Source organism: Brachybacterium sp. p3-SID1565, assembly GCF_025143785.1.
In the GTDB taxonomy this organism is placed as follows: Bacteria; Actinomycetota; Actinomycetes; order Actinomycetales; family Dermabacteraceae; genus Brachybacterium; species Brachybacterium epidermidis.
This window is the reverse complement of sequence record NZ_JAMBDS010000015.1, coordinates 26,315-50,536: the sequence shown is the minus strand read 5'-3', so window position 1 is coordinate 50,536 and position 24,222 is coordinate 26,315. Positions and strand designations below refer to the sequence as shown.

Sequence of the window (24,222 nt, the reverse complement as noted above, 5' to 3'; positions counted from 1 at the left end):
TGCAATCAGGTGCCGTGCAGGGCGCCCGCTCTCAGCTGCCCTTGCGCACGGTGATGGTCCAGCCGGCATCGCCGGTGCGGTCGAAGGCGACCACGTCGTGGCCGGCGTCGGCAGCCCACTGCGGGATGGATTCGGTGGCCTGGGTGCAGTCGAAGCCGATCACGAGGTCGTCACCGGCATCGAGCTGCGCGATGGCCTGCTTGGCATCGATGAGGGGGAAGGGGCACACGGCCCCGTTGGTCTCGAGGGTGTAGGTGGCCATGGGGTGTCCTTTCAGGGGTGGGGTTCGATCCAGCGGTCCTTGAGATGCCACCGGTCGGATCCAGAGCTGCAGAGCGGCTCAGGCGACCGGGCTGAGAACAGGGGCGGGTCGAGCGGTGCCGCGGGCTGCGCGCTGGGGCCGTACCAGCAGGAACCAGGCCGCTGCCCAGGTGCCGGCCATGATCGCCACCAGTGACACCCAGCCCTGGTAGCTGAACAGGCTGGTCTCCACCAGGGAGTTGCCGATGGTGCAGCCGCCGGCGAGCGCGGCTCCGATGCCCATCACCACGCCGCCTCCGGCGCTGCGCAGGATGGTGGCCGAGTCCGGGGTGCGCCAGCGGAACTCGCCGGAGAGCTTGGCGGCGGCGAAGGAGCCCACCAGGATTCCCAGCACCAGCATCACCGACCAGTCAACGAGCGTCGCATCCCCGGTGGTGAGGAAGGTGACCGCCTTGGCCGACGGGGTGGTGATCCCCAGGCCGCCGTTGCGGCCGGCGGCCGTGGACAGCACCCAGGCGGCGATGGCGATCAGGCCCAGCAGCACGCCGCCCACCCACGGGCTCCACGGGATGTCGGCGAGGTAGTGGCCCAGGCCCGTGCGGCGCGGCGGCAGGGCAGCGACCTTCCTGCCGCTGCTGCGGCGCAGTTCGCGCACGACGAGCGCACCCACGATCCCGGCGAACACGACGGTGGGCACCCACACGCTCACTCCCAGGGTCTCGTGCACGGTCGCATCGCCCACCGTGCGCGAGCGAGCGGCCTCGGTGAAGCCGCCCAGCGGCCCGTACTTCATGACCGCGGCGAACAGGGCGTAGAAGATCAGGGCGATCCACGAGCCCACCAGGCCCTCTGCCGCTCGGTAGTAGGTGCCCGTGGCGCAGCCGCCCGCCAGGACGATGCCCACGCCGAACAGCAGGCCGCCTCCGATCACGGCCAGGGGGGCGAAGGAGGCGGGCTCCGGAGCGATCACGCCGATGCCGGTGAGCGCTGCGACACCGACCGCCTGGATGGCGATGGCCAGCAGGAACGGCGTGAAGTAGCGGGTGGATCGAGCCAGGTAGAGGTCACGGAAGGCGCCGGTGACGCAGAAGCGTGAGCGCTGGAGCACGTAGCCCAGCGCGGCGCCGAGGAGAAGTCCGGTGATGATCATGGGGCCCGACGCTAACTTATGACTGCCATAAGCAGAACCCATGATGTCGGAGTATGACGAGCTGAAGCCCCTGCCGGATCCGGTGACGCTCGTGCCAGACTTCGGGCATGCCTGCCGCACCGCGAGCCCGGATGGACGAGATCACCGTGGAGCGCGTGCTGCGGGTGGTGGAGCAGGTGCCGCCCGGCAGAGTGGTCGCCTACGGGGAGGTCGGAGCGATCGCCGGGGTGGGGCCGCGCCTGGTGGGTCGCATCATGCGCGAGTGGGGATCCGGGGTGCCGTGGTGGCGGGTCACCAGCGCCTCGGGGGACCACCCCCTGCTGGGACGGGCCCTGCCCCACTGGCAGCAGGAGGGCATCGAGGTCAAGCCCAACGGCTTGGGCTGTCGGATGAAGGAGTACGGGGTCGATGTGGAGGTGCTGCGCGAGCGGGCCGAGCCCCATCTGGCGGAGCTGGGGGAGGAAGGAGCGACCACATGAGTGGGCGCTGCCGCCGGGCCGGCTCTCGGGTGAGCCCGGTTCGCCACGCTGCCGCTGCTGTGGGTTCTCGCCTCGTTCCGCATCCATGTGACCGACCGGGCGATCGTCACTGGGTCGTTCCTGCCAGGATTCACCCGGAGCGTGTACCTGTTCCAGGACATCGACATCAGCACGATCCGAGCATGGAGCAACCTGAGCGCCTTCCTGCGCTCGGCCCGCATCCCAGCACTGATGACCGCTGGCCGGGTCAACCGGGGCTCCCGGCACGGCATCACCTTCCGCGCTCGTCGCGCCGGTGACCTGAGCGGGGGTCAGCTCAGCGAGAACCAGATGACCCGGCACCTCGGCGGGACCACGGAGATCATGAGTGTGACCGGCGGTGCCGAACGCCTGATCCGCAGCATCGCCACGGCCATGCAGGACGCCGGGGCGGCACCGGCCGACGCGATCCTCGCCCAGGCCCTGCCGCCGGGAAGGCTCTCACCCGAGCGCAACTCGCACCTGCAGCAGATCCCCGGATGGCCGGAGCCCAGCGAGGATCTGCAGCCGGAGGCCCAGGAGCAGCTGCGCAGAGCCCTCAGGGGTCGATGACCACCCCGGTCACTGCGCCGGGACGTCGTCCAGGAAGTAGTAGGCGGGGACCTTCGCGGCGTAGTCGCGACCGTCGAGCTCCCGCCAGCCCACCAGCTCGGTCGAACCCTCGCGCTCCTGCGCGTACTGCGTGGCCAGGAACATCAGGCCAATGATGCTGGCCAGGCCCTGGTCTGCCGGATGGGAGCGCAGCACGTCCCCGATCGATGCCTGCCCGGCCGAGCCGCGCACGTCGTTCACCCGCCCGGTCAGGCCCACGATGTCGATGTCGTTGACCCGCACCAGGTCCTCGAGCACCTCCACGCTCAGCGCGGTGACGTCGTGCACCTCGGCCTCGGCGGGCGCCCCGGGATCGGTGGGGTCCTTCAGCCGGTGCTGCGCCACAGAGGACATCTGTACCCGCGACAGGTCCAGCTCCAGCGGGAACGGGGTGCGGGTGGAGACCTCGTCCTTCTGTGCGAGGGCCACGCCCTGCGCCTCCTGCAGCGCCTCCAGCAGCACCCGGTGCTGGCGGAAGTCCTGGGAGCGCACGAATCGGGCCAGCGAGCGGTACAGCTCGGTCTTGACGTCCAGCACCTCCTGGGCCGGCTCGTAGAGATCCGAGAACACGTTGGCCAGGCGCTCGCGCTCCTCGCGGCTGAGGGCCCGGGCGAAGTCTCGCGAGAGCAGGCGGTCCACCAGCTCCTGGGCGGTGCGGGTCTGGACGGGGTCGTTGAGCATCCGGAAGAACGCGGTGAAGGTGCGGCCCACGCTGGACTGCCCCAGCAGGTCGTCACCGGCCAGCAGCTGTTCGAGCACCTCGCCGCGTGATCCCTCCGGGGAGAGGATCTGCTCGCGCAGGTGCAGGTCCACGGCCCGCAGGTCCTCTCGGTACTGCAGGAAATCGCCGGAGAGGTCGGCGGCGATCTGCAGCACATCGCGCAGGCGGTCCAGGGAGGCCTCGGCGCTCGGCAGCATCAGCTCGCCCTCGGCGAGGTCGCGGATCTCCTGCTCGATGCGCTCGCGCCGACGCTGCAGATCGGCCAGGCGCACGTCCCGGTCAGTCTCGGTCTCCTGCGCGAGGCGGTCGAACTGCTGGACCACCAGCTGCAGGCGGGACTGGGTGGTGGTGGGCCGGTGCTCCTCGAGCGAGGCGATGAACTGGATCGCGTCGATCGTGGCCGGGGAGGGCTCGAAGGTGGTCTCGGTCTGCGCGGGATCGTCGCGGCGGGTCAGGTAGCCCTCGCGCACCCAGCCGTCGACGTACTCCGGCGCGGTGCGGCCGGTGCGGCCGGTGCGGCCGGTGCTGGGCTCCGGCTCGTCGTCGTGCAGCAGCGCGAGGTGGGTGCCCACGCGGGCCACCAGCTCGCTGCGCGGCAGTCGACGGTCACCGGCGGGGAACACGGACTGCAGGATGGCCAGGACAGCGGGCGCCTTGGTGGCGGCCAGCAGGCGCCAGGTGCTCAGGCGCCGCAGCTGCTCGTAGTTCTCCTTGCGGGCCACCACCGCGTCGGCGCGGTGCGAGGTCCACCGGTTCGGCTCAGGCGTGGTCACGAGGGGCGAGTCTACCGGTGCGGCCCTGAACCGGGCTCCGTGCACCGGGCGGCAGTTCCCGCACCGGGGCCAGGCCCCGGACCGGGTGCCGGCCTCCCTCGCCGCGCGACGGCTCCAGCACCGGGCGCCTGGCTTCCAGATCGTGGAAGGTACTCACCCGTAACCGTGTGGGGCGGGTGCGAGAAGGGGCGTCTGCCGCGGATGCACCCGGATCGGGCACGTGGCGCGGGGGCCTCGGGACATCCGGGGGTGCGCGGCCGGACGTGGGGCGGTAGCCTGTTTCGGGAACGTTCACGAACCCTGTTCGGCTGCACCGGTCCGGGCCGTCCACGACGGTCGATCCACCGCGACGTCGCCGGGCCGGGAGTCCCTGATCCCACAGTCCAGGACCACTCGAGGAAGAGCATCGATGACCACCCCGTCACCGTCCGCCGCCGCCACCGGTACCGGCATCACCATCCCCGCCACCGCCCTGACCGATCACTGGTGGGAGGAGCTGCCCGCCGGGAGGAACCGTCTGCGCGGGCGCGCCCACCTGCACAGCGACGCCCCCGAGTTGAGCCTCGACGGCACCTGGGACTTCCGCTACGGAACCCGGGCCGACGGCTCGGACCTGGGCGAGCGCGCCCCCATCGAGGTGCCCGGCCTGTGGCAGCTGCAGGGCTACGGCGCACCCCAGTACACCAACGTCATCTACCCCATCCCCCGCGACCACCCCTACGTGCCCGACGAGAACCCCACCGGGCACTACACCCGTTCCGTCGCCGTGCCCGCCGACTGGTCCTCGGCCCTCGAGGAGGGTGCGCGCGTCCTGCTGCGCTTCCAGGGCGTGGACTCCGCGGCAATGGTGTGGATCGATGGCCAGGAGATCGGTGTGACCACCGGCTCGAGGCTCACCCAGGAGTTCGACGTCACCGAGGCCCTCTCCGGCCCGGGCGAGCACCAGCTGGACGTGCGCGTGGTGCAGTGGTCCGTGAACACCTACGTCGAGGACCAGGACATGTGGTGGGCCTCCGGGATCTTCCGCAGTGTGGACCTGCTGCTGCGACCGGCTGGCGGCATCCACGACCTCGCCACCGTGGCCGACTTCGATCCCGCCACGGGCGCGGGCACCCTGCGCGTGACCGCCTACGACGCGGACGGCTCCGAGATCGACGCCGCCGTGGAGGTGCCCGGTCTGGGCCTGTCCACCTCCTCCGGCACCGAGATCGACGCCGGGCAGGTGCGGCCGTGGTCCGCGGAGGATCCGCACCTGTACGAGGCGACGGTCTCCACCGGTGCCGAGACGGTCACGCTGCGGTTGGGCTTCCGCCGCATCGAGGTGGACGGCGAGATCTTCCGGGTCAACGGCGAGCGCATCGTGTTCCGCGGGGTGAACCGCCACGAGACCGATCCGGTCGTGGGCCGCACCCAGCACCTGGGGAACCAGGACCTGGACGTGGCGCTGATGAAGCAGCACAACCTCAATGCCGTGCGCACCTCCCACTACCCGCCCCACCAGCGCTTCCTGGAGGTGTGCGACGAGGCCGGCCTGTACGTGATCTGCGAGGGCGACTTCGAGACCCACGGCTTCCACGCCGACTCCACCTGGGGCGAGGACCCCACCGGCGCCGCGGAGCGCCCGGCCGACAACACCATGTACGAGGAGCTGCTGGTCGAGCGCAGCGAGCGCTTCGTGCTGCGCGACCGCAACCACGCCTCGATCGTGATGTGGTCGATCGGCAACGAGGCCGCCACCGGCGTGGTGACCGACGCGATGATCGCGGCGGTGCGCGAGGTGGACCCCACCCACCCGGTGATCTACGAGCAGGACTACCGCTGCGACCAGTCCGACGTGTTCTCGCTGATGTACAGCACGGTCGACGAGACAGAGCAGATCGGTCGGCGCGAGCTCTCCGAGGAGTACCGCGCGAAGCTGGTGAGCATGCTGCGTCACCTGGGTGTGGATGCTCCCGACGATGGCTTCGGCACCGCCGAGGACCCGGCCCCGGCACTGTCCAAGCCGTTCCTGTGGATCGAGTACGCCCATGCGATGGGCAACGGGGCCGGCTCCCTCAAGGAGTACATGGAGCTGACCCACCGGTACCCGGCGCTGCACGGCGGGTTCATCTGGGAGTGGATCGACCACGGCCTGGAGACCACCGACGCCGAGGGCAACCGCATCTACGGCTACGGCGGTGACTTCGGGGAGCGCCTGCATGACGCCAACTTCGTGGCCGACGGCCTGGTGCTGCCGGACCGCACCCCCTCCCCTGCCCTGCTGGACGCCAAGCACCACTACTCCCCGGTGGGGCTGGAGGTCACGCGCGGCTCGGTGCGCATCCACAACCGCTACGCGTTCTCGGACCTCAGCGGTCTGCGCGCAGAGGTCTCGCTGGACGGCCAGGAGACGTGGCAGCAGCTGGAGCTGCCCGAGCTCGCTGCCGGCCACAGCGCTGAGGTCGCCCTCCCCACCGGCGAGGGCTATGTCACCACGGTGCGCCTGCTGACCCGCGAGGCGGTGGGCCCGGTCCCGGCCGATCACATCGTGGTCGCTGCCGACCACGTGGATGCCGTGCACCGCCGCGCCGCGGTGCCCGCCTTCGAGGGGGCCGTCGCCCCCGAGCACGGTGAGGACGGCTCCTGGCAACTGGGCCCGGCCCGCTTCGACGACCTGGGCCGCCTGGTGGAGCTGGGCTCGATGGACGTCGAGCACGCCTACGCGGACCTGTACCGCGCCCCGGTGGACAACGAGCGCGCCCGCACCCGCTACCCGCTGGAGGCGCGATGGAAGCGCATCGGGCTGGACCATGCCCGTCGCCGCCTGATCGAGGTGACGGTCGAGGGCGATCAGCTGGTGGTGCGCACGCGCCTGGGGCTGGACGGCTCCAAGCTCGGGGCCGAGGTGACCGAGCGCTGGCGGGGCACGGCCACGGAGGTCGAGGCCGAGGTGACCATCACCCCGGTGGACTTCTGGCCGGCGGACCTGCCACTGCCGCGGATCGGCTGGACCCTGTCGCTGCCGGGCGGCCTGGACGAGGTGGAGTACCAGGGCTACGGCCCCCACGAGTCCTACCCGGACACCGGGGGTGGGACCACCTTCGGCACCTGGCGCTCCACGCTGGCCGATCTCCAGGTCCCGTATGTGTTCCCGCAGGAGAACGGCAATCGCGCCGATGTGGTGCGTGCCGCGCTGAGTGGTGATGGCGCAGGACTAGAGCTGCAGGCACCGGACGGCCTGGGCCTGGCGGTGCGGCCCTGGTCCACGGCGGAGCTGGACCTGCGCCTGCACGACGGCGCGCTGCGGCCGGACGGTCGCACCTGGGTCACGCTGACGGCGGCGATGCACGGCGTGGGATCCGCGGCCTGCGGCCCGATCCCGCTGGACACGTACGTGCTCACGGCGCGGGAGGAGACCTTCACCTTCCGCCTGCGGCCGGTGAACGGCTGACGCACAGCGGACCGCCGGACGGCGACCTCGGGGAAACCCTTCGGTCACGATGGGTCGGCGCGTGACCGCTGGCGCCCCGCGACAGATAGCCTGTCGCGGGGCGTCACCGCGCCATCGCCACGATCGAGGAGAGTCATGACTCAGGGGTACGGACAGCAGAACAATCCGATGGACCCGTACGGCCAGCAGCCCGCCGGCCAGGGGGACCAGCAGCAGGGGTGGGGCAGCAGCCTGAGCAGCAGAGCTGGGGGCACCAGCCTGAGCAGCAGAGCTGGGGCCAGCCCGGTGGCAGCAGCGCGGCCCCGGCTGACCAGCAGCAGTGGGGGCAGGCACCGGGTGCTTCGCCCGCGCCGGCGTACGGCTCCCCTGCGCCGGCCCCGGGCGGGTACGGATCCCCGGCGTCGGCTCCGGCGGGCTACCCCGGCGCCGCGGGAGCAGCTCCCAGTGCACCGGCCACCGCCCCCTCGACGCTGGACAAGCTGACCAAGTGGCTGCTGATCCTCGCGATCGCTGTGGTGACGGTCCGGCTCGCCCAGTACATCGTGGGCGCCGTCGCCGGATTCGCCATCGGCGCCTCGTCGGCAGGCGGAGGCGACACCATGGGGGTGACGGCCCTCGGCGGAGGGATCGTCGCACTGCTCATGCTGCTGCTGAACGGAGTGGTGTCGCTGGCGCTGCTCGTGGTCGCGATCATCGTCGCCGTCCAGGCGCGTGGTCGTGGCCGCATCGGTGCGCTCATCGTCGTCGGCGCGATCGTGCTGGCGGTGATCCTGTACTGGATCGTCCAGGTGATCTACATGATCGCGGTGGGCGCCTCCACCGATCCGACGAGCGTCGGCGTGTGGGCTCTGGTGGTCCTGGTGCTGGAGATCGGCCGCGGGCTGCTGATCGCGGTGGCCCTGATCGTGGGCGCGATGATGGCCCGCCGCTGGGTCAAGCAGAGCTCCGCAGGCGCGCTGAGCGCCTGACGGGATCCCGACCCCGTCGACCTCGCAGCCGAACCGGCCGTCCCCTGGGGGCGGCCGGTTCTGCATGCGGCCTCGCCCGGCGTCAGCGGCCCAGCAGCTCAGCGGCTCAGCGGCTCAGCGGCTCAGCGGCTCAGCGGCTCAGCAGCAGGGTGCGGTCGCCCTCGGTGACCAGTGCGGCACCGACACCCACGGCCGCCACGGGCTCGAGGTCCCCCTCCACCACGACCTCGATCCTCACTTCACCGGTGGCCGCATCGAAGATGCGCAGCCGGCGCGCGTCCCGGGCATCCAGCGGTGCCGTGCGCACCGCCGGGTCGAGCACCACCGCGGATCCGGCACCGAGCACGCCGCGCACCCCCGGGACGCCCTGCGCGGCAGCCGCTTCGTCGTGGACGGCCGAGGTCCAGGTGTTCTCCCCGTCGGCGGTGTCGTAGGCGACCAGCTGGCCCGCATCATTGGTGACCACCATGCGGGCCCCGTCGATGCCGATCCGGGAGGTGAGGGCCGAGGCCTGCTGGAGCACGGAGCCGCCGGGAGCGGTCCAGGCGGACTGCGCCTCCCCAGCGACGATCTCGCCGCTCACCTCGCTCCCCTGCTCGGTGCCGGCGGCGAGGACCCTGCCCTGGTCCAGGGTCACCATCCACTCGCCGGCCGGGGACGGTTCGGACGTCCACAGCACTGATCCGTCGCGGTGGGCGGTGGCGGTCATCGCGCCGTCGTCCTGGCTGCACACCGTGAGCACCACAGCTCCCGGTTCCTGCAGCGACGGCGGCCCAGGGGGCGCGGCGGTGGAGGCGATCCGGCAGTCCTGTTCGGGCCGGGCCAGGACCTGGCCCTGGGGGAAGCCGGTGGCGGGGTCCAGCTGCACCCATCCCTGTGCGGGGTCGTGGACCAGGGCGATCTCCGGCAGGATCCCGGTGCTGCGCAGGGCATCGAGCAGGCCGGCAGGCTGCGCGCCCGTGGCCGGCAGGGGGATCCCGGCAGGATCTGCTCCGCGCACAGCACCGGGATCGCTCTGGGTGCCGTCGGAGATCGTCCACAGGGCGGGGACCGCGGTGCTGCCATCCGACGCGAGGCTCAGGTCGTGGCCGCTGATGCGGCAGGTGCCCTCGGTGCAGGTCCGCAGCACCAGCAGGTCTCCGGCCAGGGCCATCGGTGCCCCGTCCAGTGCGGTCAGAGGCACAGGGACCGTGTCGGGGGTCAGGTCGAGCACGGTGGTGGTGGGACCCTCGGCCTCACCGGTGGTGCCGGTGACCCGCAGCAGGCGGGTGCCCTCGGCGCTCAGGGCCAGGATCTCCCCCGCCTGCGCGGGGATCTCGTCGACCCGGCTGCCGCGCAGGAGTTCCCCTGAGCCGTCGGCGCGCTGCACCAGCACCGGGCTGTCCTGGATCGGGAGAGAGGTGACGCGGTCGTCGTCGGCCAGCGCGGGGATCGAGGCGAGGGCGATGGAGGCCAGTGGCGCGGCGCGGGCGGAGAGCACTGCGGGGACGGTGAGGACCAGTGCCAGCAGGGCCGCTGCGATCCCGGCCAGCACCCAGCGGCGCCGGTGCAGCACCATCAGCAGGGCCGCACCGACCCCCGCACCACCCAGCACCCCGGCCAGGATGCGCAGCCATCCCCACAGGAAGTGCTGCCCCAGCAGGGCGCTCAGGGCTGCCAGCGCCAGCAGCGTGACGGCAGCACCGAGGGCGGTGGTGGCATCCAGGGGCGGGTCCTCGCGCGGAGGCTCCGCGCCGGTCGTGTCCTCGTGCTCCGGCGACTCGGGCAGCTCGAACTGCAGCAGCTCGAACCTCGGGGGTTCGTCATCGGGGGCGGCCACGGGGACCTCAGCGCGGGGAGCCGTAGTAGTCGGCGGTGCGCTGCTCGCGCAGGGCCTCGAAGTCCCCGTCGGCGATGGAGGCGCGGATCTCATCCACCAGGCGCACCACGAACCGCTCGTTGTGGATGGTGCACAGGGTGCTGGACAGCATCTCCTTTGCCCGGAACAGGTGGTGGACATACGCGGCGGTGTAGTGGGTGCAGGTGTAGCAGTCGCAGGTCTCGTCGATGGGTGCGAACTGGCGGCGGTAGCGGGCGCCGGTGAGGTTCACCCGGCCCTTCCGGGTGTACACGGCGCTGTTGCGGGCCACGCGTGAGGGGGAGACGCAGTCGAAGGTGTCGGCCCCGGCCGCGACTGCGGTGAACAGGTCGTCCACCTCGCTGATGCCCAACAGGTGGCGGGGCCGGTCCTCGGGCAGCTCGTCGGTGACCCACCCGACGATGGTGCCCAGGTTCTCCTTCTCCAGCGCCCCGCCGATGCCGAAGCCGTCGAACACCTGGCCGTCCACGTCCATGCCGCCCAGGTCGCGGGCGGCCTGCCGGCGCAGGTCCTCGTACTGGGCACCCTGGATCACACCCCACAGCTGCTGGTAGGGCCGATGGGTGCGCTCGGCGGTGAGACGGGTGTGCTCGGCCAGGCAGCGGATCGCCCACAGCCGGGTGCGCTCCAGCGCTTTCTCCTGGTAGCCGCGGGAGTTCATCAGCGTGGTCAGCTCGTCGAAGGCGAACATGATGTCGGCCCCCAGTCCGTGCTGGATCTGCATGGAGATCTCAGGGGTGAAGCGGTGCACGTCGCCGTTGATGAAGGAGCGGAAGGTGACGCCGTCGTCGTCGACGTGGGCCAGTCGCTCTTTGCCCTCCGCGACGGCGTCGTCCTCCCCGGTGGAGGTGCGGGCGCTGGAGCCGCCGGCGAACTCGCTGGAGAGCACCTTCTTGAACCCGGCGCCCAGGCTCATCACCTGGAAGCCGCCGGAGTCGGTGTAGGTGGGGCCGGGCCAGTTCATGAAGGCGCCCAGTCCCCCGGCCTCGTCCACCAGGTCGTGACCGGGCTGGAGGTACAGGTGGTAGGCGTTGGCCAGCAGGGCCTGCGCTCCCAGCTCACCCATGGTCTCCGGCAGCACCGCCTTGACGGTGGCCTTGGTGCCCACCGGGATGAAGGCGGGCGTGGCGATCGGACCGTGGGGCGTGGAGATCACGCCGGCGCGGGCCTTCTCGCCATGGCGGGCGGTGACCTCGAAGCCGACGTCGGCAGGCAGTTCGTTCACCCTCCCATGCTCCCATGAGCCACCCGCGGTGCCCTGTGATCGCGGTTCCATCCATGGTCACCGGTGGGGTGCTCTCGCATAGGATCCTCCGCAGTGCGCCCGGCGCGCCGCACGGCAGCGCCTGCTGTCCGGAACCTCGGAGAGCCGTGACGGAGCATGGGAGCGGGAGAGCGGAAGGAGATCACGATCAGCTCGCCTGGTGATCAGCCGACCCCGCACGCCCGCCGCGCCGAGCCCATCGGCGAGGACCCGTGGGTCCAGCCCGCCGTGGGGACTGACAGCAGCCCGGAGCGATCCGCGCCGCCCGCCGGTGCGGCCGCCGCACGCTCGATGGCACCTTCCCGGCTGGAGGACTGGACCCAGGGGCCGGTGCCGGCCTCCTCGCTCGACGACTGGCTGCAGGGCCCGCTCGAGGACCACATGGAGCAGTCCGCGGAGGACGCCTGGTCCACCGCGGAGTCCGTGACCGGCCACCCGGACCGCCAGCACCGCGGGGCCACGATCGAGCAGGGCACCGCCGCACCGCTGGGCACCGCGCTCGCTCACGGTGCCGCGCAGGAGGCCGAGGCGACGTCGGCGGCACCTGCGGGCCACCGGGGAGGCACCGGCGCGCGGAAGACCCACCCGGAGCGCCCCGTGTTCCGTCGGGAGCTGCACGGGCTGCGCGCCCTGGCGCTGATGCTGGTGGCGGTGTACCACATCTGGCTCGGCCGGGTCTCCGGCGGTGTGGACGTGTTCCTGTTCCTCTCGGCCTTCTTCCTCACCGGCACCTTCGTGCGCCGTCTGGACGCCGGGCGCCCGCTCGCTGTGCCGCGCTACTGGCTGCACACCTTCAAGCGCCTGCTGCCCCCAGCCGCGGTCACCATCCTCGCCACACTGGTGGCCACCTGGTGGCTGCTGCCGCCTTCGATCTGGCCGACGGTCATGCAGCAGTCCGCCGCGTCCATCGGCTATGTGCAGAACGTCCTGCTGGTGTTCCAGGAGGTCGACTACCAGGCACGCGACGCCGGGGCCTCCTCGCCGCTGCAGCACTTGTGGTCGCTGAGCGTGCAGGGGCAGGCGTTCCTGCTGTGGCCGCTGCTGTTCCTGCTGGCTGTGCCGCTCGCCCGCCGCGGGAAAGCGGTGCGCCGCCCACTGCTGGGCCTGATGGCGCTGATCGTCGCGGCCTCGCTGACCTGGTCGATCATCGAGACCGCGAGCAACCAGCCCGTGGCCTACTTCGACACCGGAGCCCGCCTCTGGGAATTCGCCGCAGGCTCGATGCTCGCCCTCGCTCTGCCGTGGATCGACCATCACACCGGCGCCCGTCGCCCCGAGGACGAGACCGCGCCGCGCTTCGGCACGCAGCGGGCCATGCTCGGCTGGGCCGGTCTCATCGCTCTGCTCGCCTGCGGCATCCTGCTCAACGTCTCCTCGGTGTTCCCCGGCTGGATCGCGATCTGGCCGCTCACCGGCGCCGCAGCCGTCGTCATCGCCGGACATACCGGCACCCGCTGGGGCGTGGACCGGCTGCTGTCCACCCGGCCCGCTGCATTCATCGGCGACATCTCCTACGCGCTGTACCTGGTGCACTGGCCGCTGCTGGTGCTGTGGCTGCACCGCAGCGGCCAGGAACGTGCCGGTCTCCTCGACGGGCTGGTCGTCCTGTTCGCCTCAGGCGTGCTCGCCTGGCTGCTGACACGCCTGGTCGACGCCCCCATCCGTCGCTCCGCCTGGCTGGAGGCCCGCCCCTGGCGCGCCCTGACAGCGGTGGCTGCCAGCATCGCACTGGTACTCGGCGCCGCCGGCGGATGGTGGCTGACACTGACCATGAGCACCCCTCAGCAGCCGGTGGCCTCGGCCGGCCCCGCGCTGCCGACCGACGAGGTCGTCACCGACACCGCACCGGTGATCCGGCCCTTCGGCTGGCAGCTGGGAGAGCAGTGGCCCAACCTTCCCCACGCCTGCGCCGGGCCATGGGCGCCCCCAGAGCCGTTCCACAACGTGACCTGCCAGCAGCTGCTTCCCGGGGACGCCACCGCCGAGGAGACCATCGTGGTGGTGGGAAGCTCGCACGCTCGCCAGTTCATCCCCGCTCTGATCCCCTGGGCCCAGGAGCGCGATGTCCAGATCGTGAACCTCGCGATGGACGGCTGTGCGTTCCAAGCCGGTGCCGAACGCAGCGAGTACTGCAACGGATACGACGAGTACGTGCTGAAGTATGTCGACCAGGTCGAACCGAGCACAGTGCTGACGACGGTCACGCGCAGCGCGCCCGATTCATCGCAGGACGCCATGCACGCCAGCATGGACACAGCCGTGCAGATGCTGCTGGACCGCGGCATCGACGTGATCGCCATGCGGGACACCCCACGCTGGTCGCAGGATCAGTACGAGTGCGCGGAGAAAGAGATCGTCGCGGGCGGCACCCCTGCCGATGCCGATCTCGCGTGCGGCGCGGACGTGGAGGAGAAGCTCGCAGCCGAGAACCCGGCCGCATCACTGGCCGGGCTGCGCGGTGGCGCGGGCCCCTCCGATGCGCCCGCCGACGATGCCGCGTCGGTCACCGTGATCGACGCAACCGAGCACGTGTGTCCGAACGGGCGCTGCTCACCGATCCTCGGCGACACCTACGTGTACATGGACGACAACCACCTCAGCCGGCTCTTCGTCGAGAGGGCGCTCACTGATGTGCTGGCCGGTGCTCTCGACGCGTGAGCTCCGCCTGCCCCGCATGACAGGATGACCCCGATATGTGGACCGATGTGATCCCCGGCGTGATCGTCGCCCTCGTGCTGCTTATCGCACCAGGCGCGGCGGTGCTGCTGTGCTGGCGGGTCCACTGGCCGACCGCGCTGGTCGCGGCTCCACCGGTCTCTCTCGCCCTCGTCCTCCTCTCAGGTCTGCTGGCCCGGCTCGCGGACTCGTGGTGGGGCGTCGACTGGTTGGTGATCGCCACGACGCTGGCCGTGGGGGTCGTCGCGCTGCTGCGGTGGGCCACCCCCTGGGGCCGTCGGATCCCGCGGTGGTCTCCGCTGCCCGCACTCGCCGCCGGCCAGTACCTGATGGGCCAGACGATCGCATGGCTGTTCATGACACCGCTGTTCCTGACCGCCTTCGTGGAGCCCACGACGATCGCACAGCGGTACGACAACGCGTTCCATCTCAATGCCATCTCCGCCATCACGCGCACCGGTCAGGCAACCCCGTTCGACACCGGTGCGCTGCTGCGGGGCTCGATCTACCCCAACGGCTGGCACAGCGCAGCAGCACTGGTCCAGCAGCTCAGCAGTCTGGAGCTCCAGTCAGCCGTGCATGCCCTGACGCTGGTGACGATGCTGGTCGTGTGGCCGTGGTCCATCTGGCTGCTGGTGGAGGTCCTGGCCCGCCCCGGCACCCTGGCCAGGCTCATCACCGGGCCGCTGAGCCTGGCCTTCGCCGGCTACCCCGCGGTACTGCTGGACTGGGGCCTCGTCTACCCGACGATCCTGGGGCTGGCAGTCGCCCCTGCCATGGCGGCGCTGTTCATCCACCTGGCACTCGACCCGGAGCTTCTGCGAAGTCCTGTGCGCACAGCTGGCCTCATCGGACTCACGGGGGTGGGAGTGGGCATCGCCCACCCCAGTGCAGCGCTGTCGGCTCTGATCATCGCCCTGCCGATCGTCGCTGTCGCGCTGGTCCGTCATCTCCGGGCCTCGAGGATCATGGCCAGGAACCCGGCCGGTCCGACGAACGCGCCGGAACCGGGGGAGGGCACGGGTCAGGGGGACGGGCGCAACTCCAGCTCCCTGGCTGGTCGGCTGTCCGCGACGATCCGCGGCGTGAGGGAGATGCCCGGTCCCGCTCAGCTGCGTGCAGCGGTGCTGGCTATTGTGGTGGTCGGCAGCCTCATCCTCTGGGCAGGTCTGGCCCCCAGCACCGCCTCCGCTCCCTGGGTGCCGTTCCAGTCCACACCGCAGGCTCTCGGTGAGGCATTCCTCGGCGGCGCGATCGAGCGGTACACGCTTCTCGTGATCACCTTGCTGAGCGCAGCAGGCCTGATCGGGTCGGCGTTCGGCCGGGGCCGGGATCGGTTGCCGCTGCTGGCGATGCTGGGGCCCGTGATCGTGTACTGGGCCTCCTCGGCTGTCCTGGTCGCGTGGTGGCGCGACCTGCTGTCCGGGTTCATGTACCGCGACAGTCTCCGCACCGCGGCGATGCTCACGGTGACGGCCGTGCCCCTGGCCATATGGGGGGCGCAGTGCACGTGGGACGCGGCAGAGCGCCTGTGGGCCTCGCGCCGGGAGCGGAAGCGGACCGCCTCGCTCCGGTCCGCGAGCGGTGACGGTGCCGAGGGCCGTGCCGGCGGTGGGTCCCGAGCTGCGAGCAGCGAAGCGAGCGCGCCCCGTTCCCGCGCAGTGATCCTCACGGTCGCCGGAGTCCTCGTGTCCACGGTGCTCGCCTGGCACGTCTCGTCCCATCCTGAGGTGCGGCAACGCTATTACACGGCAGCCGAGGCCTACCGGACCTGGGACGGCTCCGAGATGCTGTCCCCCACGGAGTTCGAGATGCTGGAGGACCTGCCGGAGCACGTACCGGGGGACGCGTACGTCATCTCGGACCCCTGGGAGGGCGGCGGGCTCGTGTACGCCTTCACCGGGCGCGAGGTGTCCCGGCTCTACATGACGCTGTCACGGACACCGGCCGAGCGGTACCTCGACGACAACTTCAAGCACATAGCCTTCGACCCGAAGATCTGCGGCACGCTGCCCGAGGACCGCCCCCTGTACTTCCTCGATCTCGAGGAGCTGCGGATCTACGACGACGACATCGAGGTCTCCGGGTTCGAGGGGTACGAGGGGATCACGGAGCACACCCCCGGCTTCGACCTCGTCCACCAGGTCGGCGACACGTACCTGTACGAGGTCACCGCCTGTTGAGGCGGGGATCGCACTCGTACGGGCCCCGGTCGCCGAGGTGATGGTTCAATGACCGGATGACACCCCCGAATGACCGCCCGCTACGTGGTGCGCGACGGCGCGGTCATCGCCTAGTCCGCCCCGGAAGGTGCCGGTGCCAAGAGCAGCTGGCGGATCGTCGGCTCCCACACGCACTCCCCGGCCCTGAAGCTCAAGCCGAACCCGCAGCTCGGCGGGGAGGGGCTCTCGCAGGTGGGCGTGGAGATCTACGGGGGGTCCGCTGCTGAACTCGTGGCTGGGCCGCGAGCTGCGGCTGGCCGGGCAGTTGGCCCTGCGCGACGGCACCACGGTGCTGGTGGACACCCCGCCCCTGCTGCGGGACCGAGGTCATGTCCCGACCGTCGTCCCCCAGCTTGCCGTCCATCTGGATCGCGGGGTCAATGCCGAGGGACTGAAGCCGGATCCGCAGCGGAACATGCAGCCGATCCTGGGGATCGGCCCGGCGGACGTGCTGGAGGTCCTGGCTGAGCGGGCCGGTGAGCACGAGGGCCGGCGCATCGGGGTGGACGAGATCGTCGGCTTCGACGTGGTGACCATGGATGCGCAGGAGCCGGCCCTGCTCGGTGCGAGCGAGGAGTTCCTGGCCTCCGCGCGCCTGGACAACCTCTCCTCCGTCCACGCGGAGGTGCAGGCCCTGATCACCGTGGCCTCCACTCGCCGCGACACGGACGCCCCCATCGCCCTGATGGTCGCCAACGACCACGAGGAGGTGGGCTCCGCCACCCGCTCCGGCGCGGGCGGTCCCTTCCTGGAGGATGTGCCGGTGCGCATGCACGAGGCCGTCGGCGGAACCGACTCCACGCGCCGACGCGCCTTCGCGGGCTCGATGGTGCTCTCGGTCTATGCCGGGCACGCCGCCCACCCCAACTACCCCGAGCGGCACGATCCAGTGACCCGGCCACGCCTGGGCGGGGGCCCGATGCTGAGGATCAACGCCCAGCAGCGGTACGCCACCGACGCGGTGGGGATCGCCGCGTTCGTCCAGGCCTGCGAGGAGGCCAGCGTGCCCCACCAGCACTTCGTGTCCAACAACGCGATGCCCAGGTCGACATGGTCCTGAGCCAGCGCTGAGAGCGCCATCGTCCACGCGGCTGCTCGGCCGCCGTTCTGCGGCTCACGCCCCTGTCGAGCGCCGGCGCCTCATCCGACGGCCGAGAACCAGCCCGAGCATGCCGAGGGCCACATCAGCGATGGTCAGCACCAGTCGCGACAGGATGACGACGACGAGCACTCCCCCCGCGGCGAGGCTCCCTCCGAGGACGACCGCCAGGATCACCTCGCGCACGCCTGCCCCGGCCGGAACGAAGATCACGAGGAAGCCGACGCTCCATGCCATCGCGTACCCGCCGATGCACAGCAGCAACGTGGGAACATCCGGTGTCATCCCCACCCCGACCGCCAGTACCCAGACCTGCACGCCGGCTGCGATCCATGACGCCAGCGTCCATGCCAGTGCCTCACCGACCCCCCTCCAGGTCAGTGCAGTCTCCAGAGGGGGACGTCGAGTCAGCCGCAGGAGCATCCCGAGCAGGCGGTTCAGCACAGGGGGCATCAGCACCGCGACCACCACCGGCAGAGCGACGAAGGCCCAACCGAAGCGATCAGCGATCTCGCTGGGGGCGAACGGCACCACGGCAAGGGCCAGCAGCAGACCGCCGACGAGAGAGAGCAGCACCGCGACAGCCATCGCTGAGACGGAGCGACGACGAGGCACATCGTGATCCGACCCGACTTCGGCGGCCGCCACGATGTTCCACACCCCGCCTGGCACGTACTTGCCCAGCTGGGAGACGAGGAACACGGATGCTGTCGCGGACGGTGCCAATCGGGAGCCCAGGTCCGCGAGAACCGCCCTCCACGCCATCATCGTCAAGAGCACATAGATGAGGGACAGGACCAGGGCCGCTCCGACCGCCCAGGGCGCAGTCCGTCCCAGAGCATCCACCACCTCATCCCAGCGTGCAGCGATCGCCCAGATGGCCAGTCCGAGAGCCAGGAGAAGGAATCCTGCCCGAACCGGCGTGGAGCGCAGCACCTCCAGAATCCGCCCCATCAGCGCACCGCGCACAGTCTGGCCTCGAGATCGGCCACGACCTCGTGGGGCCGGAACCTGTCCCGAGCTCGCTCCGAGCGCTCGCGCGCGGAGTCGAGAGCGGAACTGTCGTTCGCCAGCGTCTGGAGCGCGGAAGCCATCGCGTCGTCGTCACCGGCTGGCACGAGCACCGCGGCATCAGCCAGGACCCTGCGCTGCGGTGCGGTATCGCTGGTGATGTCGACGCAGCGGGCGGCGATTCCCTGATAGACCTTGTTCGGCACGACATCGGCAGCCTTGGGGGTCGTGCCCGTGATGCCCAGGCAGACATCATGATCGGCCACGAGCGCCGGCAGGTCCGCCCCATCGACCCACGGGACCCACTGGACCTCATCGACGCCCTCGAGGATCCGGCGGCACTCAGCGTGGTCCTGCCCTGACCCGATCAACGTGGCGCGGAACGGCACATCACGGTCGTGGAGACGGCGCAGTGCCCGTGCGATCGTCGGCGTCCCCTGCAACGGAGTGAACAGGCCGAAGAACACGATCCGCAACGGGCCCTGAGAACGACGGCCATGGGCCACCTCGAACCATGCCTCGGGGGCGCCCACGGCTGCGATGACAGCACGCTCTTGCTGAACGGGGGTGAGGCGGGCTTGATGCTCTGCGGTGTCCACAACGATCACGTCTGCCGCCCCGAGCGCGATCCGGTCAAGGAGCCGGAGAGCGCTCAGCAGGAGCGTTCCCTTCGCACCCCGATCCGATGCCGTCCCTGCGGCGAAGATCAGATGGTCCAGGACGATCGGGGTCCGGGGAAAGAGGAGGCGCGCCAGAAGAACGTCGAAGTGCCCCATGTACCCCACCATCACGGCGTCAGGAGCGGCTGCGCCTCGGAAACGCAGGCTGCCCAACGCGAGGCGTGTCCACCGATCGGCGAGGCGCGCGGCGAGAAGACCGGCTCGCCATGGCTTCTGAAGCATCTCGACCCGCTCAGCAGTGGAGAAGCCGAGCGGGCGGTTCAGGCGGGAGACCTGCCACCCGCGGTCCGCCATCCCCTCCAGGAGCACCCGGATGCGCGGATGGGCCGACTCGTCGAAGGTGCCGAAGCCGAGGAGCCGACTCACGCGTGGGGACCTCGACGCTCCTGCGGTGAGGCAGGTTCGAAGAAAGCCGTCTGCACAAGGGCCTCTCCGGCGGAGTGCGGATCGTAGGACGCGACGGGTGCCCCAGCGCGAGGCAGGGGTGCTGCGGCGAGAGCAGGATCTCCGTACTCGAGGCGCTTGAGACGTTCGAGTGACTCCTCGATGAGCGTGCGGTTGGTGCGCTGCAGGTCCGCGATGATCATGAGCACCAGGCTCATGAACGAGCACATCAGCAGGGTGGAGCCGAAGACGAGGGACTGGGTGTGGCCGCCGCCCTGGCCCTGCACGAAGAAGTACAGGAAGCGCACGAACGGGATGGCGCCCAGCACTCCCATCGCGATGGCGATCCACAGCAGCACCTGGTGCGGCTTGAACATCAGGTACGCGCGGACGATCGCGGACCCGGACTTCGCCATGTGCTGGAAGATGTTGTTGAACAGCCGCGACTCACGGGTCTTGGGGTTCGTGTCGATCGGGACCGACGCGATCCGCAGGCGCTTGTTGCCGGCCTGGATGATCGTCTCCATGCAGTAGGAGAACTGCGTGATGACGTTCAGGCGGAGCAGCGCGCCCTTGGAATAGGCGCGGAAGCCGGAGGCGGCGTCGGGCAGCTCGGTCTCCGCGGCGAGGTTCACCACATGCGAGCCGACCTGCTGCATGACCTTCTTGAACGGTGAGAAGTGCGCGATCTTCTTGGTCTGACGGTCGGCGATCGCGATGTCCGCCTCGCCTGCGATCACGGGGGCGACCAGGTCGGCGATGCGCTCCTGCTTGTACTGGTTGTCGCCGTCGGTGTTGACGACGATGTCGGCGCCGTGGGCGAGGGCGTAGTCGACCCCGTCGCGGAAGGAGCGCGCGAGTCCCATGTTCCTCGCATGTCGCACGATGTGCTTGACGCCGTGGGCCTGGGCGACCTCGATGGTGCGGTCGGTGGAGCCGTCATCGATGATGAGCACCTCGACGGAGTCGACGCCGGGCAGCTCCTTCGGGATCGTGTCGAGCACCATCGGGAGCGTCTGCTCCTCGTTCAGGCACGGGATCTGGACGAAGACCTTCATGGGGACATCACCTTGTCGTGGACGTGACCGGGCCCCGCGGACTCTTCCGCTGAAGGCCCCCGGCACTGCGCGGAACCGCGTCAGTGTATCCAGAACGACCTGGGACGAGCAGTTACGACGCTCACCCCGGCCGCGTGAGCCCGCGCACCAGCGGGGGTCGACGCCCGCCCCTCTAGGCTGGGCATGCCGCGTCCACGTCACGAGGAGCCTCCATGCGTCGCCCCAGCCCGCTCGATTTCGTCGTGACCTCGGGGATCGTGATCATGGTGCTCGCCGCGACCACGGCCCGCAGCCTCCTCACCCCGCTGTTCTCCTCGGGGGACGAGATGGCCCACTTCGATTACGCGGTGCAGGTGTGGCACGGGGACCTGCCGGTCTTCGAGGACGGTCTTCAGGTCGAGTTGCCGTGGGGCGTCCGCCCGCCCGTGCAGTGGACCTCCCAGCACCCGCCGTTGTTCTACGTGCTGCTCGCGCCGGTCGTCGGGCCGCTGTACGACTCAGGGAGTCCGTACCTCGCCGGCATGTCCGGTCGCATGGTCAACACCGTGATCGCCGCCGTGCTGTGCGCCGCCGTCATGTGGGCCGTGCGACCGCTCTGCGGGGGCCGCCGCTGGCTCCCGTGGATCGCGGGTCTCACCGCCGCCTCCTCTCCCTGGGTCATGGGCGTGGGCAGCGCGATCTACAACGACAACATGGCCGCCCTCGAGATCACGGTGGTGCTCGGTGCAGCCCTTCGGCTGATCACCCTGCCACGCGAGGGTACGGGCGTCTTCGCCACCCGGAGCGGCATGTGGTGGGTGCTCGGGATCGCCGCCGTGGCCGCTGCGTCCACCCGGTTCGCGCTGGTGCCGATCGTCGCCGTGGTGTTCGGCACGCTGGTGCTGCGGGGGCTCCTCGCGCCGGGCCCGCTCCCGCGCCGCTCATGGCTGCTGCGCCCCGTGCTCATCGGGATCGCGATGATCGCGGCGACGGGCTGGTTCTACCTGCGCAACGTGCGGCTGACGGGGACCGTCGCCGGCGGGCACCCCGATTGGGCGAAGGCGAACACGGGCCGCACCTCTCCCCCGGCGCCGCTCGAGGTGGCCGCGGATCCCGTCTACTGGTCGAAGCTGCTCGGGATCTTCTCTCCGGGGAATACCCCGGACGGCCTGACTCTCTGGGCTCTGCTCGCGGCTCCCGCCCTGCTCGGTGCGGTGCTCGCGACCGTGCTGGGCGCCGCCTCCCGCCGAGGGCGGAGCGCGCCGCACGGCTCCCGTACCCCGGGGGCGGCCGAGCGGCCCGTCGCCCTGGCGGGCGTGGCGATGCTGGCGGCCGTCTCCGGCCTCCTGATCACGATGCAGTTCGTGTACGTCTCCGCGGCGGCGGGGAACCTCTTCCCCCGCTATTCGCTGCCGATCCTCTCCGTGACCTGCTTGCTGATCGCCTGGGGCCTCGGCGGTCTTCGCCGGGCCGCGCCGCTCCTGGTGCTCGCGTGGTCCGCGACGGCCTGGTGGCAGATCGTCGTGTTCCTGCTCGGACGACCGCGCACCGCGGCCCGGGGCCAGGCCGAGCTCCGCCCAGACCTCGCGCTACCGCTGGTGGGCTTCGCGGTCGCGGCCGCCGTCGTGACCGTCGCCGCGGTGCTGATCGGGGTGGTCATGACGTCGCGACCGGCTCCAGGCGGCCCTGGGCGTCGAGCTCGTCGAGTAGCGGCCCCGGCATGACCCATGCGTGGTAGCCGTAACTCTCCACCCCGCTGATCATCCGCGCGCCCTTCGCACTGCCCTCGGGCCAGATGTCGCAGCCCAGGACGATCTGCGCCTGGGACGTGTTGCGATCCATGGTCACGTCCATCGTGGTGGGTGAGATCCAGTACGCGAGTTTGTTCTGGACGACGGCGTTGTTGCTGAGCCCGGGCGTGCAGAAGCGGTCGAAGTCGACCGTGAGCTCGCCGTCGTGCTCGGCCTCGAGGCGGTTGATCTCATCAGCCAGGACCGGGCGGCCGCCCTCGAGCTGCTGGAAGTGATCGGTGGCGCGCGTCGAGGCGATCGTGCCGACGCTCGCGAGGACCATGAGCACCGCGACGAGTACCTCGCCGCCGCGACGGCCCAGCCGACCCGCGCCCGTGAGCGCGGCGAGCAGCAGCAGGGCGGGGATGCTCGCGAGCAGCCAGAAGCGGTTCTCGTTGGTGAGGCTCGGCATGAGGCCCCACTGCCAGGTCTCGCTGGTCGCCGTCGGCAGCGTCGAGAACCAGGGCATAACGGCCGGGATATGCGCAGGTGTCACATAGCCCCACGTGGGGGCGTCCGGGGCGAGCCACAGGACGGTCACGCCAACGAGGCCCGCTGTGAGCACGAGCGCTGTGGCGAGCACGCGGCGCGACAGCCCCCGCACGACCGCGCCGAGGCCCAGTGCGACGAGCAGCGCGGTCACCGGGTCGAGGTAGCGCCCGTACAGCCAGGCGTCGAGCCGGCGCCAGGAGGCGAGGTAGAGGGCGGTCTCGTTGGACCACTGGCCGACGGACAGCACCACCACGCCGAGCAGCATCGCGCCGATCAGGCACACGGGGCCGATCGCGTGCTCTCGCCGCAGCTCACGCCACACGAGCACAAGCATGACGACGAGGCCCACGACGACCAGCCCGAGCGATCCGACCGTCTGCTCCCACGACTGGCCAATAACCACGCGCAGGATGATCGAGGGTCGTGAGCCGAGGAGGTTGCCCAGCAGCTTCTCGCCCTGGCTGAAGCCGCCGCCGAGATACTGGTTGAGCAGGCCGCCGGACCAGAAGGCTAGGTAGCCGATCGGGAGCAGCACGACGAGGCCCGCGAGCGAGGCCCTCCACGAGCGGATCGCCAGGCACAGCAGCCAGATCGCGCACGCGATGAGTAGCACCACTGCCCGAGAATGGGTCGAGGTGAGGACGGCCGCGGCGATCGCGAAGACGATCGCGCGCGGGACCGTGGGCTTCTCCCAGAGGCGCAGGGCCGCGAGGACCGTCCAGGCGAGGGCGAGGAAGAGCAGCTTCTCGCTGGTGACGTAACCGGTCTGGACGGTACGCGCGGGCATCGACATGACGAACGAGGCGACCACGACGGACTGCGGCGTGCTGAGGCCCACGCGGGTGATCGCGCGGGACAGCGGCCAGATCGTGACGATCGCGGCGATCACGCCGAGCCCGATCGCGACCCGGTAGGCGACGGCGGGGTTCGAGGTGAACCACCAGATCGGGGCCATGATCGCGCTCCACGCCGGGAAGTAGCCGGCGCCGCGAGGCGGGGTGGGCATGCCGGCGCCGGAGAGAAACTTCGAGTACTGCAGTAGCACAATCTCGTCGAAAGGGAACGAGGGGGTGCGGGCGCCCCAAGCGATGACAACGTGGAGCGTGAGGGCGAGCACCACGCTCACCACGGCGCCCCAGCGCCACAGTGGTCCGAGGCCGCGAGCGGCGCCCTCAACGGGGGCGCGGCGGGGATGCGGGTCCGATGCCGCTGTCGCTCCGGGGTCAGCGCTCACGGTCATCGGTTCTCACGGTCCTCAGTTCTCGGTGGCGATGGACCCTCGGGGCGATCGGTCCTC

17 protein-coding genes and 1 pseudogene are annotated in these 24,222 nt (G+C 70.7%); 9 read left to right on the top strand and 9 right to left on the bottom strand.

The window, feature by feature from the left end; all coding sequences use genetic code 11:
- Window positions 1–31 precede the first annotated feature (31 nt).
- Complete coding sequence (locus M4D54_RS05610) at window positions 32–262, bottom strand: sulfurtransferase TusA family protein (protein WP_193865253.1); 231 nt, start codon at window positions 260–262, stop codon at window positions 32–34.
- A gap of 78 nt (window positions 263–340) precedes the next feature.
- A complete protein-coding gene (locus M4D54_RS05605) occupies window positions 341–1,411 on the bottom strand; it encodes a YeeE/YedE family protein (protein WP_193865252.1) in 1,071 nt (356 codons plus the stop codon).
- Between the two features lie 107 nt (window positions 1,412–1,518).
- On the opposite strand from M4D54_RS05605, the gene M4D54_RS05600 reads away from it, so the two are divergent.
- Both M4D54_RS05600 and M4D54_RS05595 read left to right on the top strand, forming a co-directional pair.
- Window positions 1,519–1,890 (top strand): MGMT family protein, encoded by a 372-nt coding sequence (locus M4D54_RS05600; protein WP_396121476.1) that lies wholly within the window; start codon window positions 1,519–1,521, stop codon window positions 1,888–1,890.
- A 141-nt stretch (window positions 1,891–2,031) separates the two neighbouring features.
- On the top strand, window positions 2,032–2,481 hold the full coding sequence (locus tag M4D54_RS05595; protein WP_193865251.1) for a hypothetical protein: 450 nt from the start codon (window positions 2,032–2,034) through the stop codon (window positions 2,479–2,481).
- Window positions 2,482–2,490: 9 nt separating this feature from the next.
- On the opposite strand, the gene M4D54_RS05590 is transcribed toward M4D54_RS05595, so the two are convergent.
- Window positions 2,491–4,014 carry a DUF3375 domain-containing protein gene (locus M4D54_RS05590; protein ID WP_259890662.1) on the bottom strand — a complete coding sequence of 508 codons (1,524 nt, stop codon included), beginning with the start codon at window positions 4,012–4,014 and terminating at the stop codon, window positions 2,491–2,493.
- A 409-nt stretch (window positions 4,015–4,423) separates the two neighbouring features.
- Here M4D54_RS05590 and M4D54_RS05585 point away from each other — a divergent pair, with 409 nt between their 5' ends.
- Window positions 4,424–7,444 (top strand): glycoside hydrolase family 2 TIM barrel-domain containing protein, encoded by a 3,021-nt coding sequence (locus tag M4D54_RS05585; RefSeq protein ID WP_193865249.1) that lies wholly within the window; start codon window positions 4,424–4,426, stop codon window positions 7,442–7,444.
- Window positions 7,445–7,662: 218 nt separating this feature from the next.
- Window positions 7,663–8,412, top strand: a complete 750-nt coding sequence (locus tag M4D54_RS05580) for a hypothetical protein (protein ID WP_193865248.1) — start codon at window positions 7,663–7,665, stop codon at window positions 8,410–8,412.
- 130 nt (window positions 8,413–8,542) lie between these two features.
- Here M4D54_RS05580 and M4D54_RS05575 read toward each other — a convergent pair whose 3' ends face one another.
- Window positions 8,543–10,231: a PQQ-like beta-propeller repeat protein gene (locus tag M4D54_RS05575; RefSeq protein WP_259890661.1), complete on the bottom strand. Its 1,689-nt coding sequence runs from the start codon at window positions 10,229–10,231 to the stop codon at window positions 8,543–8,545.
- 7 nt (window positions 10,232–10,238) lie between these two features.
- Window positions 10,239–11,495, bottom strand: coding sequence for a tRNA guanosine(34) transglycosylase Tgt (tgt, locus tag M4D54_RS05570; protein ID WP_396121475.1), 1,257 nt, complete (start codon window positions 11,493–11,495; stop codon window positions 10,239–10,241).
- A gap of 156 nt (window positions 11,496–11,651) precedes the next feature.
- Between tgt and M4D54_RS05565 the strand changes: the two genes are divergently transcribed.
- The 4 genes and pseudogenes from M4D54_RS05565 to M4D54_RS05555 all read left to right on the top strand — a co-directional run bounded on the left by M4D54_RS05565 (window position 11,652) and on the right by M4D54_RS05555 (window position 17,492).
- Window positions 11,652–14,192 carry an acyltransferase family protein gene (locus tag M4D54_RS05565; protein WP_259890659.1) on the top strand — a complete coding sequence of 847 codons (2,541 nt, stop codon included), beginning with the start codon at window positions 11,652–11,654 and terminating at the stop codon, window positions 14,190–14,192.
- Window positions 14,193–14,227: 35 nt separating this feature from the next.
- The gene (locus M4D54_RS05560) at window positions 14,228–16,393 is read left to right on the top strand and encodes a DUF6541 family protein (protein ID WP_259890658.1); all 2,166 of its coding nucleotides are present in this window, start codon (window positions 14,228–14,230) and stop codon (window positions 16,391–16,393) included.
- Window positions 16,394–16,546: 153 nt separating this feature from the next.
- Window positions 16,547–16,597: pseudogene (locus M4D54_RS13860) on the top strand (hypothetical protein); the annotation flags it as partial.
- Window positions 16,598–16,697: 100 nt separating this feature from the next.
- Entirely contained in the window at window positions 16,698–17,492 is a 795-nt protein-coding gene (locus M4D54_RS05555) for a hypothetical protein (protein WP_250646990.1), read from the top strand.
- 54 nt (window positions 17,493–17,546) lie between these two features.
- Here the strand turns inward: M4D54_RS05555 and M4D54_RS05550 are convergent, their stop codons facing one another.
- The 3 genes from M4D54_RS05550 to M4D54_RS05540 form a co-directional block, all read right to left on the bottom strand.
- Window positions 17,547–18,485: a lysylphosphatidylglycerol synthase domain-containing protein gene (locus M4D54_RS05550; RefSeq protein WP_259890657.1), complete on the bottom strand. Its 939-nt coding sequence runs from the start codon at window positions 18,483–18,485 to the stop codon at window positions 17,547–17,549.
- Complete coding sequence (locus M4D54_RS05545) at window positions 18,485–19,516, bottom strand: glycosyltransferase (protein WP_259890656.1); 1,032 nt, start codon at window positions 19,514–19,516, stop codon at window positions 18,485–18,487. The genes M4D54_RS05550 and M4D54_RS05545 overlap by 1 nt, the downstream gene beginning before the upstream one ends.
- 68 nt (window positions 19,517–19,584) lie before the next feature.
- Window positions 19,585–20,664 (bottom strand): glycosyltransferase family 2 protein, encoded by a 1,080-nt coding sequence (locus M4D54_RS05540; protein ID WP_193865244.1) that lies wholly within the window; start codon window positions 20,662–20,664, stop codon window positions 19,585–19,587.
- A 212-nt stretch (window positions 20,665–20,876) separates the two neighbouring features.
- Between M4D54_RS05540 and M4D54_RS05535 the strand changes: the two genes are divergently transcribed.
- Window positions 20,877–22,367, top strand: coding sequence for a hypothetical protein (locus tag M4D54_RS05535; RefSeq protein ID WP_193865243.1), 1,491 nt, complete (start codon window positions 20,877–20,879; stop codon window positions 22,365–22,367).
- Here M4D54_RS05535 and M4D54_RS05530 read toward each other — a convergent pair.
- Window positions 22,300–24,051, bottom strand: a complete 1,752-nt coding sequence (locus tag M4D54_RS05530; protein ID WP_193865242.1) for a hypothetical protein — start codon at window positions 24,049–24,051, stop codon at window positions 22,300–22,302. The genes M4D54_RS05535 and M4D54_RS05530 overlap by 68 nt on opposite strands.
- Between the last annotated feature and the right edge of the window lie 171 nt (window positions 24,052–24,222).